This window comes from Limnohabitans sp. (assembly GCF_031538885.1).
Lineage (GTDB): Bacteria > Pseudomonadota > Gammaproteobacteria > Burkholderiales > Burkholderiaceae_C > Limnohabitans.
On the sequence record NZ_JAVKLW010000100.1, the window covers coordinates 20,715 to 41,894 of the forward strand.

Sequence of the window (21,180 nt, forward strand, 5' to 3'; positions counted from 1 at the left end):
ACCATGCCTTACCAAGTGACGGCTACGCCCATCGATGGCGTCTTGGTGCTAGAACCCAAAATGTTTGGCGATGCGCGAGGGTTCTTTTTTGAAAGCTTCAACGCCCGTGATTTTGAGCAAACCACCGGCTTGCAACGCACGTTTGTGCAGGACAACCACAGCAAATCCAGCCAAGGCGTGCTGCGCGGCTTGCACTACCAAGTGCAGCATGCACAAGGTAAGTTGGTGCGTGTGGCACAAGGTAGCGTGTTTGATGTGGCGGTAGACATTCGTCCGACGAGCCCAAGTTTTGGCAAATGGTTTGGTTTAGAGCTGTCGGCAGAAAATAAAAAACAACTGTGGGTGCCCGAAGGTTTGGCTCATGGTTTTTTGGTCACCAGTGAGAGCGCAGAGTTCTTGTACAAAACCACCGATTACTACCACCCCGAGTTTGAGCGCAGCTTGTTGTGGAACGATCCTACGTTGGGCATTGAATGGCCGCTGCATGCGCTCCGCGCTGAGCCTTTGCTTGCCGCCAAAGATTTGGCGGCTTTGACTTTTGCGCAATCTGGTTTTGGCGGTTAACGCAATCGTGCCATCCACCCCGTCAACCCCAGCAGACCTAAGCTGCTGACCAACGCAAACGCAGCCATGTGCTGTACCGCTTCGATGGGCTGCGCCAAACCCATCGGCGCCAATAACACCCCAGCTTGCAACACACCCAGTGCCATGCACGCCCACGAATACGTGCGTGCTGAAGATGCTTGAAAAGGTCTGTGGCTAAACGCCGCCGACAAGCATGCACAGCCTTGCCACAGCACCAGTGGCGCGATGTAAGGCCACACGCCGCGCCAACGTGGGTCTAGCCACTCTTGGTTCAGCGCCAAGGCGCATAAAAGCCCCAGTACAAGGACACAGGCAAACGCAGTTAGCCCCAGCCACCAAGGCTGGGTCAAGGCCGAGCGATGTGCGGTGGCGTGGTGGTTGTGTGCCAAAGCTACTTGTGCCCACGCCATGTGTACCAGCGCAGGCAAGAAGCCCAGCACGCGCAGCAGGGCGCTCATCCACCCCGTCTCCTCCGCGCCATACCAACGTTGCCACACCACGATGATGGCGGTGGCCAGCAGGGCATCGACCAAGGTGTGCGCCATGCGAAGTGTGGCACTGCGCGGGTCCGACTGTGCATTCACAGTGTTTGCAGGTGTGTGAGATCTAGTGCCAGCTCGAAGCACAGGCACCAACCACGCCGCGCCCACGGCATAGCCCAGCAGCGCCGACAACACCAAGGTCGGCCCCGTCCAGCCTACTGACGCTCCGAAGAGGGCGGTGGTGAGTGCCATCGTTGCGGCGGTGACCGGGGGCAGCACACGCACCGCGGCTTGTTGCCAGTGACTGCCCACGCGCAGCGTGAGGCTTTGCGCCAACATCCAAGCCATTTGACAAAACGCCAACAGCAAAGTCCACAACAAGACGGGCCACATGGCCAGTTGGCTTAGCCATACAGCGATGGCGGCAAGGGGCAGCAACGCTAGGCCACGCCATGTGCTGGCACGCCAGGCTTGGTGTGCGGCGAGGTGGGCGGGCAAGTGCTGATTCGCCAGCAATCCCAAAGGCGCTTGTGCCAGCGCCAAGGTCATCCAGAAAAACCCGATCTGGCTGATAACCGAGAACTCGCCCACTTCATGCGGCGTGAACAAGCGCAGCATCAGCAGCGCAAACACCACCTGCGTGGCAAATGCACCTAGGCTTGCCAGCGCCACCGTGCGACTGGTGCTGTTGATACGCAGGCGTTTGAGCCAGCTCACCGCACACCACCTAGCGTTGGGGCTTGGGCATACACCTCAGGCACGATGTGCAAATGCTTCCAAAGTGGCAGGGCACGTAAGAGTTGTGGCCACACCAACGCGCGTACATCGGGCACCAGGTAGGGGTAGGCGTCCAAGGCTTGCCCCAAGCTATGCGGCCATGTGCTGGGGGCATCGCGCAACAGATGCAAGTTGCCTTGGTAATGCGCAGCAAAGTAGCGCACCCATGCATAGTCGTTGCTCACCACGGGCAGGCCCACCGCGCAGTACTCCAGCAGCTTGGTGGAGGTTTGCTGGTTGTAGGGCGCGATGTTGCTGACCAAGTTCAGCCCGAAGCGCGCGCGGCGCAATTGCATCGGCACATCGGCATGGGGCACGCGACCTGTGCAGGTGACCGATGCCGGCAGTTGCTCGCGCAGCGCATCCGGCACCTCGCCGATCAGCAGCAAGCTGCGGCCTGCCGCACGGATGGCTTGCAGCAGCGGCAAGAAAGGCAGCAAGCGCGTCATCTCGCCCAAGTAAACCAAGTCAAACGTGTTGGGTGGGATGCGTGCTGGCGCATCGTCTTCGTAAGAGGCAACGGGTAGTGCGGGTGCTGCGGCATCGAAGAAGGCTTGCGCCACACCCATGTCGCGCAGGGTATGCGGCACACCGTCGTTGAACCCCATGCGATCGCGCACCCAGCCATTTTGAAAAATTCGGTAATCGGGCTTAGGTTGGGTCCAGTGTTTCACCCAGTCTTTGAGCCGCGCATGGGGCGGCACGGAGGCCGAGGCGTATTCGTGGATGTGAAACGCGTTTTTCAAACGACGCGCTTGTGTGCTGGACACACGTCCGCACATCCACCACACCACTTGGGCGTTGCTGGGCACCGAGGTGCTGTCCTCGTGGACCAAGGCTTGATGCCCGTGCGACGTGATGAACGCCACGTACGCATCCAGCTCTGGCAAATAGGCGGGGCCATTGCGCACAAAGTGGACGCACACGGTGGCTTTTTGCGGCGTGGGGGTCAGCATGTGTGCAACACCTCTTGCCATTCGCGCACAAAGCCCTCGACCGAGTGGCGCGCCACGATGCGGGCCATGTCGTCACGTACTTGTTGTTCGGGCAGGTTCAGCACCGTCATCACGGCCTCGGCCAACGCCACGGGGGCATCGCCTCGGGCTAGTAAATAGGGGGCATCCAAGTCATACAACTCACGCATGGCAGGGATGGGCAGTGACACACAGGGCACACCGCAGGCAAGGGACTCGAGAGCGGTCAGTGGGCAGCCTTCATAGCGTGAGGTGAGCAATGTCATCTGCCAAGGCTTGTAGAGGCTGGCACCGCTGGGGTGTTTGCCTAAGAAGTGAACACGGCCTTGGTGCATCAAATCTAGGCCGTCATGCACCATTTTTCTGTGTATGGGGCCGTCGCCCACGATGCCCAGTTGTGCTTCAGCGGGCAAAAAGCGCAAGGTGTCTAGCAACAGGTGGGGGCGTTTTTCAGCAGACAAGCGGCCCACATAGCCCAGCAGCAAAGGCGGTGTGCCCTCACCGCCGTGGCCCGCATGCACATGGATGGTTTGGCCCTCAGGCATGGGCGCAATGCCGTTGGGCACCACCGTGCAGCATTGTTGTTTCCCCAGCGTGATAAAGCCCAACAGCGAGTCTTGTGTCGTGCGCGAAACGCACACGAACTGGCTGACTTGTTGGTAGAGCAGCTTGAGCCACATTTTTTTCAGCAGCGATGTGCCCACTTCGTGCAGCACATCCAGCAGCGGGCCATGCACCCAGCTCACCAGTGGCTTGCCAGTGATGGCTTTGAGTGCGGCCCCGCAATAGGTGGGGCCAAAGTTGTGGCTTGCCACAATCACATCGTGACGCTTGGCTGCATCAACCAATTGGGCCCATGGTGTTTGTTGCCAAGACAGGGGGGTCACTTGCCAGCCTTGTGCGCTCAAGGCCTGCACCAGGGTGCGCGTCATGGTGTACACGCCGCCCCACTGGTGGGGGTCTTCCAGCAACAGGATGCGGCGTGTGCTCATGGTTGCGGGGCGCGGTTCAACGTGCGCCGAAACCGGTGCATACGGTCTTGACGGTTTTGGCGGCAATCAGCAAGTCGAGTGCGAGCGAGTAGTGCGCCACGTAATACAAGTCGTAGCTGAGTTTGATGCGCGTGGCATCGGCGCTATCCGCATAGCCTTGCTGCACTTGGGCCCAGCCTGTGAGGCCCGGACGCACCAAGTGACGGTAGGGGTAGCAGGGGATGGTGGTGGCAAAGTCGCGCACAAAGGCGGTTTGCTCGGGGCGCGGGCCAATCAGGCTCATGTGGCCCATGAGCACGTTGAAGAGTTGAGGCAATTCGTCCAGACGCGTGCGTCGCAATACACGGCCCACACGGGTGATGCGTGGGTCTTCGGCCTGTGCAAAGTGCACGCCGGGAGCTTGCAAGCCATGCACCATGCTGCGGAATTTCCACAGCGTGAACAATTGGCCGTCGCGGCCCACGCGAGCTTGCGAGTAAAGGGCGGGGCCTTTGGAGTCAAACCGCACCGCCAGCGCCACGCAGGCAGCGAGGGGCACCCACACGGGCGTGAGCACGATGACGGTGAGCACATCCAACAAGCGTTTGGCTCGGTCATAGCTGGGGTCGTTGTCGATTTCCCAGAGCGTGTCAGCGGCAGTGGGCAGCATCTTGCGGCCACTGGTGAGTTCGGCCACGGCTTCCACGCTGTACAGGCGCAGGTGCTGCATCTTCAGCTCACCCAACAAGCGTGTGCGTGTGTCGGTGATGGGCACATGGCGATCTAACACCACGCCATCGCAGGCGGGCAAGGGCGTGTCGTTGTGGGCGTTCCACGCCATGAGTTCTACGGCTTGTGGATCTAAGGCCTTGGGGCTCAGGCACGCAGCCAGTTGGGCGGGCACATTGGCATCGATGTAGACCAAACGCAAGGCCCGGTGTTTGACATGACGGCGGTAGCCCCACCACAGCCACCCAGTGGTGGCGGCATAGGCCCACAGCACAGCAGCGCGTGAATACGGTTGCTGCAACAAGGCAAAGCCCAGTGGCGTGAACACAAAGGGTGCCGTGGTCGAGACCCACAACACGCCGCTGCGCTCGGCCACGGGCAGATGTGAGGCGCGCATGAGCAAATGCGTGGCCACGGCATAAGGCAGGACACACCACCAGAGGGTTTCTCCAAACTGGTAAGTCATGAGTCCTGCGTCTTCTAGCCGTTGTGCTGCTATCAAGCTGGGCACGAGCAGCCACACGCCCCACAAAGCCCAACGTTGAAGGGCATCACGTCGGCGTACCGAGGCGGACACCAAACCTGCACTGTGGGTGTGGGCTCTGTCGTTGCTTGTGCTTGTGTTGGTGGTGGTGGTGGTGGTGGTGGTGGTGGTGCCTGGTGCTTGGCATTGGCGGTAGACCTGCATCACCTCATTGGCCATCTGGTCGGCAGAGAAGTCGCTTTCAAAGCGTTGCTGTGCGGCGCGGCCTAAGCGGTGGCGCAGATGGGGTTCGCGTACCAAGCGCAGCAGGTGCGCAGCCACATCGGCGGTGGTGTTGGCGGTCAGCACCCCCTCTTGCTGAGAGGTGATTTGCTCGCGGATGCCAGGCAAGTCGCTGGCCAGCACACACAGGCCCGCGCGCATGGCTTCGAGCACGGTGATGGGCATGCCTTCGTGGTCAGACAGCAGCACAAAGAGGTCATGCTGCGCCAAGAGTGCGGGCACATCGGCCACGTCACCAGCCCAGGTGATGCCTTTGAGATTGAGCGCCTCGGCCAGGGCCAAATGCTGCGCATGCAAAGGCCCATCGCCTGCGAGGGTGACGCTCAACTCAAGCCCCAAGGACTGGCGCACATCGGCCAAGGCATGCAGCAGCAGGTCGTGGCGCTTGGGCTGCTTCATCCGCGCCACCATGATGAGGCGTGGCATGGCTGAGCTGTGGGTGGTGGTGGCCTCTGCGTCGCTCTGTGTCTTGGTCGAGGCTTGGAGCCCAGTCCAGCGCGGCAAGCCGTTGGCGATGGTGTGTACACGCTCGGGCAGAAGGGGCAAGTCATAAGCCAGTGTCCGTTCATGCGCGGACACGCAAATCATCTGATCCGTCCAATGCGCCAACCACCATTCGGCGGCGGCGGCGATGCAGCGGCGCCGCAACGCCACCTCGCGCTTGAACCCAAAGCCGTGTACGGTGTAAACCACAGGCACACGGGCGCGGTGGGCGGCCACACGTGCGACCACGCCTGCAATCGCACTGTGGGCATGCACGATGTCGGGCCTGTGTGTGCCAATCAATTGGGTGAGTTGCTGTACCGCAGGCCAGAGCTTGAGTGGGTTGAGCGACTCCACCATGTCGGGTATGGGGCACACAGATATGCCCAAGGCCGTGAGTTCACGACCCAACACCGAGGCCGCGACAGGGCCACCAATCACCACCGTGAAGGTGACGCGTGTTTGCAAAGCTCGGCACAAGGCCAGCACATGTGACTGTGCGCCACCCGCTTCGCCCTTGGTGATGACCAGCATCACATGCGCAATCGTCTCCTGAGGTGCGGCGGGTTGAGGGCTGAGCATTGTTGCCTGCTGGGTGGCTGGCGCTGAGGGTACAGAGCGTTTGGCCCGAGGGCTGTTGCGACGGGGTCGCACTTGTGTGGGCAAGAGTTCAGAAAAACGCCAGACGGGGCCACCCTGCGCACGGGGCGCATGAAAGCCAGAGAGGTCTTGGCTTTCATCGACCGTGTCATCTTGTTTTTGTGCTGGCGAGGCCTTCTGGCTGGGCGCTTCAGTGTGAGGGGCTTCGTGAAACAAGGGAAGGGTCCCGTCGTCGTCTTGGTTTTTCATAACGGGGTATCAAAGCCTTGTTGGTTCATGGACTGCCAGCGCCATGCGTCGGCGCACATGCGTGCCAGGTCGAATCGGGGTTCCCAATCCAATAGCGTTTTGGCCTGCTGTGTGTGTGCAAAACATGCGGCCACATCGCCCGGGCGGCGTGGCCCTAGCTTGTAGGGGATGGGCACACCGTTGACGCGGGCAAAAGTGTCCACCATTTCTTTCACACTCACGCCACGGCCTGTGCCGAGGTTGATGGTCAAGAGCTTGGGTTCATCCAGCGCACGCAAGGCCGCCAAATGGCCAGTGGCCAAATCGCGCACATGCAGGTAGTCACGCACGCCCGTGCCGTCAGGGGTGTCGTAGTCAGCACCAAAAATCTGCAAGTACTCGCGCTGGCCCAAGGCCACTTGCGTGATGTAGGGCATGAGGTTGTTCGGTACGCCATTGGGCGCTTCGCCCAATAAGCCACTTTCATGTGCGCCCACGGGGTTGAAGTAACGCAAGACGGCTATGCCCCAGCGTGGGTCAGCTGTGTGCAACGCACGCAGCGCGTCTTCGCACATCAGCTTGGTGCGGCCATAGGGGTTGGTTGCGTTGAGCGTTGCGGTTTCGGGGATGGGCACGTGCACGGGGTCGCCATACACGGTGGCGGACGAGCTAAACACGATGCGGCGCACATTGGCGCGGTCCATGGCTTGCAACAGGTTGATGGTGCCGCTGACGTTGTTGTCTAAATAGCGCAGTGGCTGGGCTACCGATTCGCCTACAGCCTTGAGGCCTGCAAAATGGATCACACCTGCAAACGTGTAACGGGCAAATAAGGCGTCCAGTGCTGCTGAATCGCGGATGTCGGCTTGTACGAACGTCACAGGGCTGGCACCTAGCTTGGCCAAGCGTTCCAAGACTTTGGGGCTGGAGTTGCAGAGGTTGTCCAAAATCACCACAGGTTGCCCTGCCTCAGCCAAGGCGACAGCGGTGTGCGAGCCAATAAAGCCCGTCCCGCCTGTGATCAATATCGGAAGGGTCATGCGATGAAAAATTATGAAGTTCGTGGATTATCCCCCGCCAAGATGCCGCTCTCAGGCCTAAAATCAACACTGCTGGCAAGCACACACTGTTAGTGCGTTTGCCAGCGGTTTCTATCTTTTTTACCTTTTTAGTACTTCCATGAAACGCACAAACACTCCTCACACCCCAGCGCATGCAGGCGCTGAGTCTTGTCTTGCCCTGATTGACGCCCGCTTTTTGGCATGGTTGCAGGGTCAAACCGATACCGCACAAGACCATGTGCGTCCGCAGTTGCATCATTTGCTGAGCAATGCTTTGGCCCACAACGGCTTAGAGCTGAATTTGCGCCGCATTTACTGGTACAGCGACACGCCGGACGATCAATCGATTGGCGGACAAATCAGCCGTGCAGTTCTGCCTCACAGCCAAGATGGCGGTTTGTCCATGTTGCGCACTTTGGGCGCGGACCTCAAACGTTTGGCCGAACGCGGCGCGTGTGCCCACCTGTTGGTGGGCAGTGATGACGAGCGCCTCATCAGCCTGATTGATGAAGCCCAGCTGCATGGGGTGTCCGTGCATTTGTTGGCCGACGAAGCCTCGCGCAACATGACGCAGCTCAACCGCGAAGACCCGGGTTGGGCGCGCTTGTTGTCACAAGCCGACCAACGGGTGGTGTTGGGTGCACAAGCTTTACGCGAAGGCGGCTCACGCCACGCCAGCTCCATGCATGCAGCACCACAAGTTGACCCTGAGCAATTGCGCGAACAGCTCAACACCGTTATCAACGCGTGGTGGGCTGACGAACCCGAAGACCTGCGTGAAGAGCTGCGCGAAGAGTTGCAAAACACACGCGGCATTCCACAAGAGGCGGACCGTCAGCTGTTGTTGGGCGTGCGTCGCGTGTTGGAACGCGCACTGAGTTTCCAGGAGAAAAAACTGTTGCGCGAAATGGTGCGTGATTTGGTGTTGGGTCCACAGGCCGCAACAGATTCAGCCCTTGCGCCTGCGGTTGATCACGCTGAATAAAGAACGCCAACGAAGCACATCACGGAGTGACACGCCCATGAGCGATTTTTCTGCCGCCGACATCTTGGCCCAAGCCCTGCCTTACATCCGTAAGTTCCACGGCAAAACCTTGGTCATCAAATACGGCGGCAACGCCATGACCGACCCCGCACTGCAACAAGCCTTTGCCGAAGATGTGGTGTTACTTAAGTTGGTGGGCATGAACCCTGTGGTGGTTCACGGCGGTGGCCCGCAAATTGAAGGTTTGCTGCAACGCTTGGGCAAAAAGGGCGAATTCATCGAAGGCATGCGTGTCACCGATGCGGAAACCATGGAAGTGGTGGAGTGGGTGTTGGGCGGCGAAGTGCAGCAAGACATCGTGGGCCTCATCAATCAAGCCGGCGGCAAAGCCGTGGGCTTGACGGGGCGCGATGGCGCCATGATTCGTGCTAAAAAACTCACCGTGCACGACAGCAAAGACCCCAGCAAAGCATACGACGTGGGCCAAGTGGGCGACATCGTCAGCATTGACCCCAGCGTGGTCAAAGCCTTGCAAGACGATGCGTTCATCCCTGTGGTCAGTCCGATTGGGTTTGGCGAAAACAACGAGAGCTACAACATCAACGCCGACGTCGTGGCGGCCAAACTGGCCACCGTGTTGCGTGCAGAAAAGCTCTTGATGCTCACCAACATCCGTGGCGTGCTCGACCAACAAGGCGAGTTGCTGACCGAGTTAACACCGCGTCGCATTGATGAGTTGATCGCCCACGGCACCATCAGCGGCGGCATGATTCCTAAGATTGCGGGCGCCTTGGATGCTGCCAAGAGTGGTGTCAACGCCGTCCACATCATTGATGGGCGTGTGCCGCACGCCATGCTGCTGGAAGTCTTGACCGAGCAAGCCTTCGGCACCATGATTCGGTCGCACTGATTCGCAGGCTTCACGCTTTCACAACCCATGTCTGCCAACGCCGCTGCCTTGCCCGATGATGCCGCTCCTGAGTTGGAGCAACGCAAGTCACGTCTGCGTATGAAGCCGGGGCAACGGCGTGAGCAAATTTTGCAAACGCTGGCTGGTATGTTGGAGCAGCCGGGCACCGAGCGCAGCACCACCGCGCTGTTGACATTGGCGCTGCGTCAAGTGCTGCGCGTTGCAGCAGACGCCAACAAGTCATCCACACCCACCGCAGATGCGCACGTACGCGCGACTGTGTTGGTGGCATTTACCTTAGGGCAATTGCAGCGATTCACGCGCTCTGGCTTTAAACGCTCACCGTTGGACCATCTGGATGCCTCATTGGCATTGATGTGTCGTTGATTTATTTTTGAAAGGCGTTTTATGAAATTCGTGCGCTACGGCAACCCCGGCAAAGAAAAACCAGGCCTTATTGACGCCGCAGGCAAGCTGCGCGACTTGAGCCATGTCATCACCGACGTGGGACCTGAGCAACTCAACGACAAAGCCTTGGCCAAACTGGCCAAGCTCAACCCCGACAAACTGCCCTTGGTCAAAGGCAAGCCCCGCATGGGTTGTCCTGTGGCGAACGTGGGTAAGTTTTTGGCGATTGGCTTGAACTACGCCGACCATGCGGCTGAGGCGGGCATGCCCATCCCTCAAGAGCCCATCGTGTTCACCAAGGCCATCAGTTGTATTCAAGGGCCGAACGACGATGTGATGCTGCCCAAAGGCTCGGTCAAAACCGATTGGGAGGTGGAACTAGGCATCGTCATTGGCACAGAGGCACGCTATGTGTCGCAAAAGGCGGCACTCGACCATGTGGCGGGCTACTGCCTGATCAACGACGTGAGCGAGCGCGAATATCAGTTAGAGCGTGGCGGCACTTGGGACAAGGGCAAGGGGTGCGACACCTTTGGCCCGATTGGCCCTTGGTTGGTCACCCGCGATGAAGTGCCCAATCCGCAAAAACTCAGCATGTGGTTGGACCTCAATGGTGTGCGCATGCAAAACGGCAGCACCAAAACCATGATTTTTGGCGTCGCCAAAATCGTGAGCTACCTCAGTCAGTTCATGACCTTGAAGCCTGGCGATGTGATTTGCACAGGCACCCCACCCGGCGTGGGCATGGGTGTGAAGCAAAACGGCAAATCTGCGCCCGTGTATTTGAAGCGCGGCGATGTGATGACGCTGGGCATTGAAGGCTTGGGTCAGCAACATCAGAAAGTGGTGGCTTTCAAAGCATGACCGCATCTGTGCATGCGTTGACGCGACCGCTGGTGGTAGACCTAGATGGCACACTCATTCGCACTGATTTGTTGGTGGAGAGTGTCAGTCAGTTTTTGATTCAACACCCTTTCCAGTGCTTCAAGCCCTTGCTGTGGTTGCTGCGTGGCAAAGCTGCGCTGAAAACCGAGTTGGCGCAGCGTGTGAAATTGGATGCCTCGGCCTTGCCTTACAACCTTGAGGTGCTGGACTGGTTGCGCACCGAAAAGCAAAGTGGCCGCCACTTGGTCTTGGCCACCGCCAGTCACCGAGATTTGGCGGAGCAGGTGGCCCAGCATCTGCACCTGTTTGACGAGGTGTTGGCGACCGAGGGTGACATCAACCTGAAATCAACCGCCAAAGCGCAGGCCTTGGTCGCGCGTTTTGGCGAAGATGGCTACGACTACGTGGGCAACGACTGGCCCGATTTGAACGTGTGGGCCCAAGCGCACACCGCCCACGTGGTGGATGCGCCTGCGGCACTACTGGCCCGGGCGCAGACGCAGGGCCATGTCGACCATGTGTTTGACAGTGGCATGCCCGCATCATGGCTGGCCATGCTCAAAGCCATGCGCTTGCACCAGTGGATGAAAAATCTGTTGGTCTTTGTGCCGCTCATGGCCGCCCATCAATACGCCGATGTGTCCCGCGATGGATTTGCCCTAATGGCCTTCTGGGTGTTCAGCCTGACCGCTTCGAGTGTGTATTTGCTCAACGACTTGGTGGATGTGCAAGACGACCGCCACCATGTGCGCAAGCGCCATCGTCCGTTTGCCTCAGGTGCCTTGAGCCTTGTGGCGGGGTGGGTGACTTGGCCCGTGTTGCTGCTGGTGGCGGTGGTGTTGTCGGCGCTCTATATGCCCGTGTTGTTCTCGGTCAGTTTGGGCGTTTACTTTGTGCTGACGGTGGCGTATTCGTTGTACCTCAAGCAACTGGCGGTGGTGGATGTGCTGACCTTGGCCGCGCTCTACACCCTGCGCATCATTGCGGGGGCCGCCGCGATTGATGTGGCCGTGTCGTTTTGGTTGCTGCTGTTTTCGATGTTCATCTTCTTGAGCCTCGCCCTCATCAAACGCTACAGCGAATTGAAGGTGGCGCGTGAGGCGGGCAAGTCTGGTGCGTTACGTGGGCGTGGCTATGCGCCAGAAGATTTGGAGCTGGTGTCTAGCTTGGGCGGCAGTGCAGGCTTCATCGCGGTGTTGGTCCTAGCGCTCTACATCCAAGATGGACAAGCCGCGCATTTGTATGCCACCCCACAACTCATTTGGCTGGCCTGTCCTGTGATGTTGTTTTGGATTTCACGTGCGTGGCTCATCGCCCACCGTGGCCGCATGCATGACGACCCGATTGTGTTTGCCCTCAAAGACAAAGTGAGTTGGGGCGTGGGTGTCTTCATGGGAGCGGTGCTGGCTTTGGCGCGCGTGCTGTCATGAAGTCAGCGGCACGCATCGCCTTGGTTTATGCCTTGGTGTCGGCTCTGGCCACCGCGGCCAACATTGGTACACAAGCGGTGTCGATGTGGGTCTACAGCGGGGCCTATGCGGTGGCCTTGTCGGTGTTGGCCGGCACGGCCATGGGCTTTCCGATCAAGTACGTGCTGGAAAAAAAGCACGTCTTCGCTTTCAAGGCCGACAACCTCGGCCATGACGCCCGCTTGTTCATCCTGTACGGTTTCATGGGGGTGTTCACCACGGCCATTTTTTGGGGCATTGAGTTTGCCTTTCATCGCCTCTTTGGCACCGATGGCATGCGCTATTTGGGTGGTGCGCTGGGCCTCACCGTGGGCTCATATATCAAATACCACCTCGACAAACGCTTTGTGTTCAAACAGGAGTGGGTGTGAAGCCCGTCACGGCGTGGGGCCGTTTGTCGAATGACTTGCACGATGTGCAGGTGTTGACGGACCGCACCGCTGTCGCGCCTGTCATGCACACGCATCAACCCGGCTTGGCCTTTGGCAATGGCCGCAGTTATGGCGATGTGTGCCTGAACCCCCATGGGGTGTTGTGGCACACCTCGGGGCTGAACAAACTCATCGCCTTTGACGCGACCACGGGTCGCTTGGTGTGTGAGGCAGGCGTGTTGCTGCGCGACATTCAACGCTTGTTTGTGCCGCGTGGGTGGATGCTGGCCGTCACACCCGGCACGCAGCTCATCACCGTGGGTGGGGCCATTGCCAACGATGTGCATGGCAAAAACCACCATGCTGTCGGCTCGTTTGGCGACCATGTGGTGGGGCTGTCCTTAGCCCGCACCTCGGGTGAGGTGTTGGCGCTCGATTGGGCGCACACGCCTGCGCTGATGGCGGCCACCGTGGGTGGTTTGTGCTTGACTGGCGTCATCGTCACCGCCGAGTTGCAACTGCGTCGCGTGGGCAGCCCATGGCTGCGCACCGAGACTTTGCCCTACCAAGGCTTGGCAGAGTTCTTTGAGCTGGCCGATGCGTCCGAGCACGATTGGGAGCACACCGTCTCGTGGATCGATTGCTTGTCGGGGCCAAGCGTGCGCGGCATCTTCATGCGGGCCAATCACATGCATGCGCAACAAGCCGCAGCCATGCCCTCATTGCAAGCGGCATTGGCGATGCAGCAACGCAAAACCCAAGGTCAGCCTTTGCGCATGCCGTTTGTGCCGCCTGTGTCCTTGGTGAATGGTTTGTCGCTCAAGCCCTTCAACGTGGCGTACTACCACCTGCAAAAATTAAAAAGCGGTGTCGATGTGGTGCACTACGAGCCCTTCTTTTACCCGTTGGATAACCTGCAAGGCTGGAACCGCATGTACGGCCCGCATGGCTTTTATCAATATCAAAGCGTGGTGCCGCGCGCCGTGGGACAAGACGCGGTGCAAGCCATGCTCGACGCCATTGCGGCTTCGGGCGAGGGCTCCTTCTTGGCGGTTCTCAAAACCTTTGGTGACCGCGAAGCCAAAGGTCTGCTCAGCTTCCCACAGCCTGGCGTCACGCTGGCGCTGGACTTTCCCAACCGAGGCCCGCGCACCTTGCAATTGTTTGCGCGCCTGGACGCCATCGTGCGCGAAGCCCAAGGCCGTTTGTACATGGCCAAAGACGCACGCATGCCGCGTGATTTGTTTGAAGCGGGTTACCCACGCTGGTCTGAATTTGCGACGCACCGTGATGCAGGCATCAGCTCTGCCATGTCGCGCCGTTTGATGGAGTTTTAAGCATGCAACACATCGTCATCATTGGCGCCACCTCGGCCATGGCCGAGCACTGTGCCCGTTTGTGGGTGCAAGCATCCCCCGTGCATCTCACCTTGGTGGGCCGCGACGCAGCACGCACCCAGCGCGTGGCCGGCGACTTGCGCGTGCGCAGCCCGCAATCCAAGGTGCAGGTGATGACGGCTGATTTTGTCAACGCCGCCGCCATCCAACACACCGTCCACACCATCACTGCCATTGCCCCTGTGGATGTGGTGCTGATCGCCCACGGCGTACTGTCCGACCAAGCCACCTGCCAAGACGATGTGTTGGCCTGCGATGCGGCCTTGCAAGTCAATGGCGTGTCGCCCGTGCTGTTTGCCGAAGCCTTTGCCAACCCGATGGTGGCCGCCAACCACGGCACGATTGCCATCATTGGCTCGGTCGCGGGTGACCGTGGCCGCAAGACGAACTATGTGTACGGCGCTGCCAAAGGTTTGGTGTCGCGTTATGCGCAGGGCATGCAGCATCGCTTGGCGCACACGAACGTGAACGTGGTGCTCATCAAGCCCGGCCCCACCGACACGCCCATGACCAGCGACCTCAAAGCCAAGGGCCAAAAAATGGCATCGGTGGAGCAAGTGGCGCAAGACATTGTGAAAGGCATTGCCGCAGGCAAGCCTGTGGTTTACACGCCGGGAATTTGGCAAATCATCATGCTGGTGGTGATGCACTTGCCACGGGTTGTGTTTAACAAGTTGAACATCTAGTCGTCGTTTTTTGCTTGTCTGAGGTTGACTGCTCTTCGGGGGGCGCGCGTTGCGCACATGGGGTATGGCGGCTTCCTCATGCCTATCAGAAATCGTCAGCCGCCACACCCCATGTACGCAACGCTTTGGGGGTTCGTTGCGAGTGCAACATCACTCAGTCATGGCGCACGTGTCAATTTCGAGTCGCACAACCTTTTCAGTCGCAAACACGTCTGCGCGCAACCAGACGAGCGAAGCAACGTCGGACGCAGACTTCGGGGAGGGGCTTGGGGCAGGTGACGATTTCTGGTACTCCAGCATGAGGAACCTGCCCGAAGTCCCTCTCCGAAGCGAGCTCAGCACAAACAGAGCTCAAAAAGTTAAAGCGACACCACCTGCATCCCAGGCAACGATGCCATCGGAAATTCCTCATGGTCAAACGCCTTGTCCCCATCCTCTGACGCCACACCCGTTGTCACCAACGACTTGAAATCAAACTTCGTGTGGTCCATCAAATGCGAAGGCACCACGTTTTGCAGCGCGGCAAACATGTTCTCAATGCGGCCCGGGTGCTTCTTCTCCCACTCGCGCAGCATCTCGCCCACCACTTGGCGTTGTAGCCCGTCTTGGCTGCCGCACAGGGTGCACGGGATGATGGGGAACTGGCGCACTTTGGCCCAGCGTTCGAGGTCTTTCTCGGCCACGTAAGCCAAGGGGCGAATCACCATGTGGTCGCCGCCATCGCTCACCAGTTTGGGTGGCATGGCTTTGAGCTTGCCGCCGAAGAACATGTTCAAGAAGAAAGTTTGCAAGATGTCGTCGCGGTGGTGGCCCAGCGCGATTTTGTTGCAGCCCAACTCGCCCGCCACACGGTACAAAATGCCGCGACGCAAGCGCGAGCACAAGCTACACATGGTTTTGCCTTCGGCAATTTTTTCTTTCACGATGGAATAAGTGTCCTGCGTTTCGATGCGAAATTTCACGCCCACTTGCGCCAAGTACTTAGGCAACACCTCGGCGGGGAAGCCCGGTTGCTTTTGGTCGAGGTTGACGGCGATCAACTCAAAACGGATGGGTGCGCGCTGCTGCATCATGAGCAAGATATCGAGCATGGCGTAGCTGTCTTTGCCGCCGGACATGCACACCATGATCTTGTCGCCTTCTTCGATCATGTTGTAGTCGACGATGGCTTGACCGACTTGGCGGCACAGGCGCTTTTCGAGCTTGTGGTTCTCGTGCTCGATTTTGATTTGCTTGTTGGGGTCTTTGTGCTGGTCTTTTTCGATAGTTGTCGTCATAGGTTTACCACTGTCCTGTTTCCATGCGAATGGCCACTTCGCAATCGTCAAAAATTTCAAGCTTGGCGATTTTCACGCGCACGCCCAACACGCCCGGCAGTTGCATGAGGCGGTGGGCCAGTTTGCCAATCAGTGTTTCAAGCAAATTGACATGCTCTGCCGTGCATTCGCTGATGATGATTTGGCGTACCTTGCGGTAGTCCAACACATGGCAAATGTCATCGTCGTGCGGCAGCAGGGGCTGCGTGCCAAGGTTGATCTCTGCATCCACTTGAATGGGTTGCGGGTCAATCTTCTCGTGCTCCAAGATGCCGAGATTGGCATTAAAGCGCAGACCCGTGAGGTTGAGAATTTGTGTGCCTTTGCTTGCCATCTCACATCACTCCAGGCTTGGCGCGAAACACTTCGACGCCCACCGCTTCACAGTCCGGGTAAACATCGGGCTTGCGGGTGGACACCCGTGCGGCCATCACGCCGGTGTGCTCTAGCAAGTGCGTGAGGATGTCGTCGCACAGCGTCTCTTGCAAGTTGATGTGACCTTTGGCCACGCGCGCGTGCACCACAGCGCGGACAAAGTCGTAGTCCACCACTTCGTCGATGCGGTCGTCTTTGGGGTTGGTGCCCGCAAACGACACATACAAATCCACATCGATGATGATGCGTTGCGTCGCATGCAGTTCGAAGTCGTGGATGCCGATGTGCGCTTGCACGGTGAGGCCGCGCAAGAACAAGCGGCGGCAGTTGCGTAAAAGTTGGTCGTTCATGATTTAAAAAGCTCCTCGACCACAAACATCACATCCCGTGCGAGTGGTACCAAATGTTGACCGTTGTCCACGCGCACCGTGGTGCCAGTGATGCTGGCGTTACCCGCCAAGAACACCACGCTGCTGGCCACGTCGGCGGGGTGGATGGGCTGGCGCAGCAAGTTGGCGCTTGCGGCACGGCTGAAGTTGCCTTGGGTTTGTGGCCCGCTCAAGTACATCAGGCCAGGTGCGACCGCATTCACGCGCAATGCGGGTGCCAGCGACTGGGCTTGCAGGCTGACCGCGCGCTCCAACGCGAGTTTGGACAGCGTGTACGAAAAATAATCGGGGTTGAGGTTGAACACCTTTTGGTCCAACACATGGATGACGCTTGGTTTGGGGTGTCCGCTGAAGGTGCCTTCGTTGGCAGAGGCCTCTTGTGCGGTGGCTGGTGCGTGTAACGCGGCCATCCATTTGCCAAAACGCATCGGCGCCATGAGGTTGACCTTGATTTGAGCCAAGGCCTGTGCATCGTCGAAGTCGATGCCTGCATCTGGCACAAACAGCGAGGCGTTGTTCACCACGCATTGCAACGCAGTGCCCGTGATGGCCACCGTGGTGTCGAACAAGCTTTGGCAACTGGCCGCGTCTTCTAAGTCGCCTTGCACGGCCAAGGCGTCGACTCCCAAGCCACGCAGTTCAGCGCACAAGGCGTGGGCTTGCGTCTCGGAGCGGTTGTAGTGGCAAGCTACATTCCAGCCTGCGCGCGCAAAGGCGAGGCCGATTTCGCGACCTAAGCGAACGCTGCCGCCAGTGATGAGTGCCCAAGAGCGCATGGTGTGAGGTGCCTGTGATGGAAAGAGAAGGTTTGGGTCGAGTTACGATCTGCACCCAATGACGTTCCCCCAATTATCCAACGACCCGGGCCAACAGGCTTTGTATACCCTGATTCAGCGCAGCATCGCCAACGCAGGCGGCTGGCTGGGCTTTGACCGCTTCATGGCACTGGCTCTCTACGCCTCCGGCATGGGCTATTACGCCAACAGCCTGCGCAAGTTTGGCCTCTCGTCCGAGAGCGGCAGCGACTTTGCCACCGCCCCTGAAATGTCCACACACTTTGGGCGCACCTTGGCCCACCAAGTAGCCCAAGCCCTGCACGTCACAGGCACCGATGAGGTGTGGGAGTTTGGTGCGGGTTCGGGTGCTTTGGCCTTGCAGCTGCTGGAGCGCTTGGGCGACAGCGTCAAGCGCTACACCATCGTCGATTTGTCCGGCAGCTTGCGCGAACGTCAGCAAGACACGCTCAAAGCCCACGCCCACCAAGTGCGGTGGGTCGATGCCCTGCCCGAGCAACTCAGCGGCGTGGTGGTGGGCAACGAGGTGCTCGACGCCATGCCCGTGCAACTGTTGGTGCGCAAAGGCGGTGTATGGCATGAACGTGGGGTGGTGTGGCATGCGACGGCGCCCATCCGTGCGGGTGCAGACGGCGCGGGAACAACTTCACCCCTGCAATGGCAAGACCGCGTGACGGACCTGCGTCCTCCGGTGGAGATCGAGGGCGAGCACGACTACCTGACCGAAATTCACAGCCAAGCCGAAGCCTTTGTCGCCACCTTGGCCGATCGATTCAAAGCAGGCGAGGCCGCCATGGGCAAAGGCGGCGCCGCTTTTTTGATTGACTACGGTTTCCCCGAGCACGAATACTTCCACCCTCAGCGCAGCATGGGCACCTTGATGTGCCATCAGTTGCACAAGGCTGACTCAGACCCGTTGGTCGATGTGGGCCGCAAAGATATCACCGCACACGTCAACTTCACGGGCGTGGCCTTGGCCGCGCAAGACGCAGGGCTCAACGTGTTGGGCTACACCAGCCAAGCGCACTTTTTGATCAACTGCGGCTTGTTGCCGCCTTTGGTGGATGCGCCACTTGATGAAAAAAGCATGGCGCAAAAACTCATCACCGAGCACGAAATGGGCGAGCTGTTCAAAGTCATCGCCTTGGGCACCGCCGAGTGGGAGCCCATGGGCTTCGCACAGGGTGACCGCACCCACACGCTGTAGGTATTCCACATGACACGTTGGCTGATTGTTGTTTTCTTGGCGTTGTTGCTGATCAACGCGGTGACGCCTTGGCTTCAGAAGTTGGGCTTTGGGCGTTTGCCTGGGGATATTCGCTTCAAGCTGTTTGGACGCGAGATTTTTATTCCACTGGCTTCCACCATCATCCTCAGCTTGGTGTGCGCTGCGGTTTCTAAGATTCTGTAGTTTGTGAACTTCCCTTCTGTGTCAAGCGGTGCGGGGTTTACCTGCGCTACACCAACGCCGGCCCAGTCGCTTCTTTGCGTTGAACTTAAAGGCGATGTTCCATCAAAAGAGCGCGAGTCATTGAAGGCCTGCAAGCCCAAGCTCAAAGCACGGTAGACATCGCCGCCAGCCGCGCTGCATTCAAACGCGCGCCCACCGCGGGCCCCTTGAGCCCGTCTCGCAAAGCTTGCGCACTCACTGCCGTACTGTCCACCGACTGCGCCGCTTTGAGCAACAAAGCCAAACGAGGCCCTTGCGTATAAGCCTCGTCCTCTTTGCCCAGTCGTCCACGCGCATCGCACGCACATGCTTGCAAAGCCAGCAAGAACCGCGCGGGACGACGCAGGGCATCACAGCGCACCAGCAAGCGCAGCACCGCCGCTGCGGCGAAGCCATCACTTTGGTGGATGTTGCCGTGTTCACGCGCCACCAACTCGGCCAACTCTTTGCATTCCACCGGCACGCGCCAACGCTCGCACAAAGCGCGGGTGAGTTGTTCACTGCGCTGCTCATGGCCGATGTGGCGCGGCAATACATCAGCGGGTGTGCTGCCTTTGCCGAGGTCGTGGCACAGGCAGGCGAAGCGCACTTCCAGTGGAGCGTTCATACGCGCTGATGCGTCGAGTACCATTTCTAGGTGAATGCCGGTGTCGATTTCGGGGTGGTACTCGGCGCGTTGCGGTACGCCGTAGAGTTTGTCTACCTCCGGTAGCAAGCGCTGTAAAGCGCCGCATTCGCGCAGCACTTGCAACATGCGCGAAGGCTGGGTGGTCATCAAACCACGAGACAGTTCTTGCCACACGCGTTCGCTCACCAGCGCATCGACTTCACCCTCGGCCACCATCGCACGCATCAAGGCCATGGTCTCGGGGGCCACCGTGAAGTCGGGGAAGCGTGCCGCAAAACGGGCCACGCGCAAGATGCGCACAGGGTCTTCACGGAAGGCGTCGGTGACGTGGCGCAGCACTTTGGCGGCAATGTCGCGCGCGCCACCAAAAGGGTCGGTGCGCTGGCCGTGCTCGTCTTGCGCAATGGCGTTGACGGTCAAGTCGCGCCGCGCCAAGTCTTGCTCCAGCGTCACATCAGGCGCGGCGTGTACAGCAAAGCCATGGTAGCCGCGTGCAGTTTTGCGCTCGGTGCGGGCCAACGCATATTCCTCGTGCGTCTGCGAATGCAAGAACACGGGGAAGTCACGGCCCACAGGCTGATAGCCTTGCGCCACCAACGCCTCCGGTGTGCCGCCCACCACCACCCAGTCGCGGTCAGACCCCGCGTGGCCCATGAGGCTATCGCGCACTGCGCCGCCAACGAGATAAGTCTTCATGCGCACAGTGTAAAACGTGCCTGTGCCGAGCCCTTCACGCGGGCGTTTGACCACTTACGTAGGCGCCTGACGATAGGGCTCTTCAAACGGGAGGAAGTCTTTTTCAGCAAGCGCTTCGCGTATCCAGCGTGCCACGCTGGGCAGGGCCACCACACGGTCCACATACGCTTGTATGTCTGCGGGCAAGGGGGTTGCGTAGCTGCGAAGGCGCATGCACACAGGGGCGAAGAACGCATCTGCAATGCTGAACGCGCCAAACAGCATGGGGCCGTTGCTGTGCGCGAGTGCGCTTTGCCACATCTGGACAACGCGCTGGAGGTCAGTACGCAAACCCGCTTGCTCTTGCAACAAACGTGCGCCGACATCGGGCAGGTGGGCTTCAATGTTCATCGGGAAATGAGAGCGGAGTTGGCCCAAGCCCGAATGCATCTCGGCACACACGCTGCGAGCACGCGCACGGGCCGCTTTGTCTACGGGCCAGAGGTGGAGATCGGGGTAGCTTTCAGCCAGGTATTCGCAAATGGCCAAGCTATCCCAGATGGCGGCCTGTGTGCCCAACGCAGGTTCGACCAGAGCCGGCACCTTACCGACGGGGTTGATACCAAGTAGGGCTTGCTTGAAGTGGGAGTCGGCCTCAAAGCTGTCAAAACGCACGCGTTGCTCGGTGAATGGAATGCCGACTTGCGTCATCAGCACCCAAGGGCGCATGGACCATGAAGAATAGTTTTTATTGCCGATGTAAAGCGTACGTGTCATGTCTCAGTC

General features: G+C 59.3%; 22 protein-coding genes. 11 read left to right on the forward strand and 11 right to left on the reverse strand.

Features of this window, described 5'->3' with window-relative positions; all coding sequences use genetic code 11:
• Window positions 1-3: 3 nt before the first annotated feature.
• Window positions 4-564 carry a dTDP-4-dehydrorhamnose 3,5-epimerase gene (rfbC, locus tag RMS03_RS08075; protein ID WP_310626562.1) on the forward strand — a complete coding sequence of 187 codons (561 nt, stop codon included), beginning with the start codon at window positions 4-6 and terminating at the stop codon, window positions 562-564.
• On the opposite strand, the gene RMS03_RS08080 is transcribed toward rfbC, so the two are convergent.
• Genes RMS03_RS08080 through galE form a run of 5 tightly spaced genes read right to left on the reverse strand, consistent with a single transcriptional unit; the run spans window position 561 to window position 7,635 of the window.
• A complete protein-coding gene (locus RMS03_RS08080; protein ID WP_310626563.1) occupies window positions 561-1,784 on the reverse strand; it encodes a hypothetical protein in 1,224 nt (407 codons plus the stop codon). The two genes, rfbC and RMS03_RS08080, sit on opposite strands and share 4 nt — an antisense overlap.
• Window positions 1,781-2,800: a glycosyltransferase gene (locus tag RMS03_RS08085; RefSeq protein WP_310626564.1), complete on the reverse strand. Its 1,020-nt coding sequence runs from the start codon at window positions 2,798-2,800 to the stop codon at window positions 1,781-1,783. The genes RMS03_RS08080 and RMS03_RS08085 overlap by 4 nt, the downstream gene beginning before the upstream one ends.
• A complete protein-coding gene (locus tag RMS03_RS08090) occupies window positions 2,794-3,810 on the reverse strand; it encodes a glycosyltransferase (protein WP_310626565.1) in 1,017 nt (338 codons plus the stop codon). Before RMS03_RS08090 ends, RMS03_RS08085 begins: the two co-directional genes overlap by 7 nt.
• 16 nt (window positions 3,811-3,826) lie before the next feature.
• A complete protein-coding gene (locus RMS03_RS08095; protein WP_310626566.1) occupies window positions 3,827-6,616 on the reverse strand; it encodes a sugar transferase in 2,790 nt (929 codons plus the stop codon).
• The gene (galE, locus tag RMS03_RS08100; RefSeq protein WP_310626567.1) at window positions 6,613-7,635 is read right to left on the reverse strand and encodes a UDP-glucose 4-epimerase GalE; all 1,023 of its coding nucleotides are present in this window, start codon (window positions 7,633-7,635) and stop codon (window positions 6,613-6,615) included. Before galE ends, RMS03_RS08095 begins: the two co-directional genes overlap by 4 nt.
• A gap of 139 nt (window positions 7,636-7,774) precedes the next feature.
• On the opposite strand from galE, the gene RMS03_RS08105 reads away from it, so the two are divergent.
• The 8 genes from RMS03_RS08105 to RMS03_RS08140 are packed head-to-tail and all read left to right on the forward strand — an operon-like array spanning window position 7,775 to window position 14,767.
• A complete protein-coding gene (locus RMS03_RS08105; protein WP_310626568.1) occupies window positions 7,775-8,641 on the forward strand; it encodes a hypothetical protein in 867 nt (288 codons plus the stop codon).
• 37 nt (window positions 8,642-8,678) lie between these two features.
• On the forward strand, window positions 8,679-9,551 hold the full coding sequence (gene argB, locus RMS03_RS08110) for an acetylglutamate kinase (RefSeq protein ID WP_310626569.1): 873 nt from the start codon (window positions 8,679-8,681) through the stop codon (window positions 9,549-9,551).
• Window positions 9,552-9,578: 27 nt separating this feature from the next.
• A complete protein-coding gene (locus RMS03_RS08115; protein ID WP_310626570.1) occupies window positions 9,579-9,938 on the forward strand; it encodes a hypothetical protein in 360 nt (119 codons plus the stop codon).
• A 21-nt stretch (window positions 9,939-9,959) separates the two neighbouring features.
• Window positions 9,960-10,823 (forward strand): fumarylacetoacetate hydrolase family protein, encoded by an 864-nt coding sequence (locus RMS03_RS08120; protein WP_310626571.1) that lies wholly within the window; start codon window positions 9,960-9,962, stop codon window positions 10,821-10,823.
• Window positions 10,820-12,274, forward strand: a complete 1,455-nt coding sequence (locus tag RMS03_RS08125; RefSeq protein ID WP_310626572.1) for a UbiA family prenyltransferase — start codon at window positions 10,820-10,822, stop codon at window positions 12,272-12,274. The genes RMS03_RS08120 and RMS03_RS08125 overlap by 4 nt, the downstream gene beginning before the upstream one ends.
• Complete coding sequence (locus RMS03_RS08130) at window positions 12,271-12,684, forward strand: GtrA family protein (protein ID WP_310626573.1); 414 nt, start codon at window positions 12,271-12,273, stop codon at window positions 12,682-12,684. The genes RMS03_RS08125 and RMS03_RS08130 overlap by 4 nt, the downstream gene beginning before the upstream one ends.
• The gene (locus RMS03_RS08135) at window positions 12,681-14,021 is read left to right on the forward strand and encodes an FAD-binding oxidoreductase (RefSeq protein WP_310626574.1); all 1,341 of its coding nucleotides are present in this window, start codon (window positions 12,681-12,683) and stop codon (window positions 14,019-14,021) included. Before RMS03_RS08130 ends, RMS03_RS08135 begins: the two co-directional genes overlap by 4 nt.
• A 2-nt stretch (window positions 14,022-14,023) precedes the next feature.
• Window positions 14,024-14,767 carry an SDR family NAD(P)-dependent oxidoreductase gene (locus RMS03_RS08140; RefSeq protein ID WP_310626575.1) on the forward strand — a complete coding sequence of 248 codons (744 nt, stop codon included), beginning with the start codon at window positions 14,024-14,026 and terminating at the stop codon, window positions 14,765-14,767.
• Between the two features lie 359 nt (window positions 14,768-15,126).
• Here RMS03_RS08140 and ttcA read toward each other — a convergent pair whose 3' ends face one another.
• Genes ttcA through RMS03_RS08160 form a run of 4 tightly spaced genes read right to left on the reverse strand, consistent with a single transcriptional unit; the run spans window position 15,127 to window position 17,623 of the window.
• Window positions 15,127-16,044 carry a tRNA 2-thiocytidine(32) synthetase TtcA gene (gene ttcA / locus RMS03_RS08145; protein ID WP_310626576.1) on the reverse strand — a complete coding sequence of 306 codons (918 nt, stop codon included), beginning with the start codon at window positions 16,042-16,044 and terminating at the stop codon, window positions 15,127-15,129.
• Window positions 16,045-16,048: 4 nt separating this feature from the next.
• Window positions 16,049-16,417 carry a dihydroneopterin aldolase gene (locus RMS03_RS08150; RefSeq protein ID WP_310626577.1) on the reverse strand — a complete coding sequence of 123 codons (369 nt, stop codon included), beginning with the start codon at window positions 16,415-16,417 and terminating at the stop codon, window positions 16,049-16,051.
• A 1-nt stretch (window position 16,418) separates the two neighbouring features.
• Window positions 16,419-16,808: a dihydroneopterin aldolase gene (locus tag RMS03_RS08155; RefSeq protein ID WP_310626578.1), complete on the reverse strand. Its 390-nt coding sequence runs from the start codon at window positions 16,806-16,808 to the stop codon at window positions 16,419-16,421.
• Complete coding sequence (locus RMS03_RS08160; RefSeq protein ID WP_310626579.1) at window positions 16,805-17,623, reverse strand: SDR family oxidoreductase; 819 nt, start codon at window positions 17,621-17,623, stop codon at window positions 16,805-16,807. The genes RMS03_RS08155 and RMS03_RS08160 overlap by 4 nt, the downstream gene beginning before the upstream one ends.
• A 58-nt stretch (window positions 17,624-17,681) precedes the next feature.
• On the opposite strand from RMS03_RS08160, the gene RMS03_RS08165 reads away from it, so the two are divergent.
• Together RMS03_RS08165 and RMS03_RS08170 are read left to right on the forward strand one after the other, a co-directional pair.
• Window positions 17,682-18,848 carry an SAM-dependent methyltransferase gene (locus tag RMS03_RS08165; protein WP_310626580.1) on the forward strand — a complete coding sequence of 389 codons (1,167 nt, stop codon included), beginning with the start codon at window positions 17,682-17,684 and terminating at the stop codon, window positions 18,846-18,848.
• Between the two features lie 9 nt (window positions 18,849-18,857).
• Window positions 18,858-19,052 carry a DUF2905 domain-containing protein gene (locus tag RMS03_RS08170; protein ID WP_310626581.1) on the forward strand — a complete coding sequence of 65 codons (195 nt, stop codon included), beginning with the start codon at window positions 18,858-18,860 and terminating at the stop codon, window positions 19,050-19,052.
• A 142-nt stretch (window positions 19,053-19,194) separates the two neighbouring features.
• Here RMS03_RS08170 and RMS03_RS08175 read toward each other — a convergent pair whose 3' ends face one another.
• Together RMS03_RS08175 and RMS03_RS08180 are read right to left on the reverse strand one after the other, a co-directional pair.
• The gene (locus tag RMS03_RS08175; protein WP_310626582.1) at window positions 19,195-20,415 is read right to left on the reverse strand and encodes a multifunctional CCA addition/repair protein; all 1,221 of its coding nucleotides are present in this window, start codon (window positions 20,413-20,415) and stop codon (window positions 19,195-19,197) included.
• Window positions 20,416-20,469: 54 nt separating this feature from the next.
• Window positions 20,470-21,171: a glutathione S-transferase family protein gene (locus RMS03_RS08180; protein ID WP_310626583.1), complete on the reverse strand. Its 702-nt coding sequence runs from the start codon at window positions 21,169-21,171 to the stop codon at window positions 20,470-20,472.
• Between the last annotated feature and the right edge of the window lie 9 nt (window positions 21,172-21,180).

Excerpts from the sequence above, each read along its gene's own strand:
- rfbC (WP_310626562.1), top strand. The coding sequence starts at position 4 with ATGCCTTACCAAGTGACGGCTACGCCCATCGATGGCGTCTTGGTGCTA.
- RMS03_RS08085 (WP_310626564.1), bottom strand. The coding sequence starts at position 2,800 with ATGCTGACCCCCACGCCGCAAAAAGCCACCGTGTGCGTCCACTTTGTG.
- RMS03_RS08090 (WP_310626565.1), bottom strand. The coding sequence starts at position 3,810 with ATGAGCACACGCCGCATCCTGTTGCTGGAAGACCCCCACCAGTGGGGC.
- RMS03_RS08095 (WP_310626566.1), bottom strand. The coding sequence starts at position 6,616 with ATGAAAAACCAAGACGACGACGGGACCCTTCCCTTGTTTCACGAAGCC.
- galE (WP_310626567.1), bottom strand. The coding sequence starts at position 7,635 with ATGACCCTTCCGATATTGATCACAGGCGGGACGGGCTTTATTGGCTCG.
- RMS03_RS08105 (WP_310626568.1), top strand. The coding sequence starts at position 7,775 with ATGAAACGCACAAACACTCCTCACACCCCAGCGCATGCAGGCGCTGAG.
- argB (WP_310626569.1), top strand. The coding sequence starts at position 8,679 with ATGAGCGATTTTTCTGCCGCCGACATCTTGGCCCAAGCCCTGCCTTAC.
- RMS03_RS08115 (WP_310626570.1), top strand. The coding sequence starts at position 9,579 with ATGTCTGCCAACGCCGCTGCCTTGCCCGATGATGCCGCTCCTGAGTTG.
- RMS03_RS08120 (WP_310626571.1), top strand. The coding sequence starts at position 9,960 with ATGAAATTCGTGCGCTACGGCAACCCCGGCAAAGAAAAACCAGGCCTT.
- RMS03_RS08125 (WP_310626572.1), top strand. The coding sequence starts at position 10,820 with ATGACCGCATCTGTGCATGCGTTGACGCGACCGCTGGTGGTAGACCTA.
- RMS03_RS08130 (WP_310626573.1), top strand. The coding sequence starts at position 12,271 with ATGAAGTCAGCGGCACGCATCGCCTTGGTTTATGCCTTGGTGTCGGCT.
- RMS03_RS08140 (WP_310626575.1), top strand. The coding sequence starts at position 14,024 with ATGCAACACATCGTCATCATTGGCGCCACCTCGGCCATGGCCGAGCAC.
- ttcA (WP_310626576.1), bottom strand. The coding sequence starts at position 16,044 with ATGACGACAACTATCGAAAAAGACCAGCACAAAGACCCCAACAAGCAA.
- RMS03_RS08150 (WP_310626577.1), bottom strand. The coding sequence starts at position 16,417 with ATGGCAAGCAAAGGCACACAAATTCTCAACCTCACGGGTCTGCGCTTT.
- RMS03_RS08155 (WP_310626578.1), bottom strand. The coding sequence starts at position 16,808 with ATGAACGACCAACTTTTACGCAACTGCCGCCGCTTGTTCTTGCGCGGC.
- RMS03_RS08160 (WP_310626579.1), bottom strand. The coding sequence starts at position 17,623 with ATGCGCTCTTGGGCACTCATCACTGGCGGCAGCGTTCGCTTAGGTCGC.
- RMS03_RS08165 (WP_310626580.1), top strand. The coding sequence starts at position 17,682 with ATGACGTTCCCCCAATTATCCAACGACCCGGGCCAACAGGCTTTGTAT.
- RMS03_RS08170 (WP_310626581.1), top strand. The coding sequence starts at position 18,858 with ATGACACGTTGGCTGATTGTTGTTTTCTTGGCGTTGTTGCTGATCAAC.
- RMS03_RS08175 (WP_310626582.1), bottom strand. The coding sequence starts at position 20,415 with ATGAAGACTTATCTCGTTGGCGGCGCAGTGCGCGATAGCCTCATGGGC.
- RMS03_RS08180 (WP_310626583.1), bottom strand. The coding sequence starts at position 21,171 with ATGACACGTACGCTTTACATCGGCAATAAAAACTATTCTTCATGGTCC.